Here is an 803-nt window from a genome sequence, read left to right on the forward strand (position 1 = left end):
CGGCGCGGCTGAACGAGGTGCACCTGGTGGCGGGACGGCGGCCCGATCCCGGCCGGCGGGACGAGGGACTGCTGCTGGAAGGCTTCGCCAGGGCCCACGGGCTGGCGCCCGGGGATCGGCTGCCGGCCACCCTCAACGGCGCCCGTCGCACCCTGGCCATAGTGGGGCTGGCCCAGGCACCGGAGTTCCTGTACACCACGGCACCGGGCGAGATGGTTCCGGATGACGCCCGCTTTGCGGTGCTCTGGATGAACGAGACGGCGCTGGCGGCGGCCCTGGATCTGGAGGGGGCGGTGAACGAGGTGCTGGTCGGACTGGCCCGGGGCGCCGAGCCGCGGGTGCTGCAGGACAGGCTCGACCGGCTGCTGGCCCCCTACGGCGCCCTGGGGGCCTACGGCCTGGACGAGCACCTGTCCAACCGCTTTATCGTCGAGGAGATAGCGGGGCTCAGGGTATCCAGCCGCACGGTGCCGCCGGTGTTCCTGGCGGTGGCCGGTTTCCTGCTGTACATGGTGCTGTCGCGCATGGTGCAGGCCGAGCGCGACCAGATAGGCCTGCTCAAGGCCTTTGGCCATGGCGACGGGGAAGTGGGCCTGCACTACCTCAAGTTCGTGCTGGTGATCGCCCTGGCCGGCGCCCTGGCCGGTGCCCTGCTGGGGGTGCTGGCCGGGCGCGGCCTGAGCGGTTTCTACCAGCAGTACTACAAGTTTCCGTTCCTGCAGTTCGCGGTGGCGCCGTCCGCCCTGCTGCTCGGCCTGGGGGTGAGCCTGCTGGCCGCCGTGGCCGGGGCGGCCCTGGTGCTG

1 protein-coding gene is annotated in these 803 nt (G+C 71.9%); it reads left to right on the forward strand.

What is annotated here, in order from left to right; all coding sequences use genetic code 11:
* A partial coding sequence (locus tag CGX12_RS19375; RefSeq protein ID WP_142995728.1) for an FtsX-like permease family protein occupies positions 1-803 on the forward strand: 803 nt, incomplete at both ends.

The sequence above is a fragment of the Zobellella denitrificans genome (assembly GCF_002237365.1).
GTDB classification, from domain to species: Bacteria; Pseudomonadota; Gammaproteobacteria; order Enterobacterales; family Aeromonadaceae; genus Oceanimonas; species Oceanimonas denitrificans.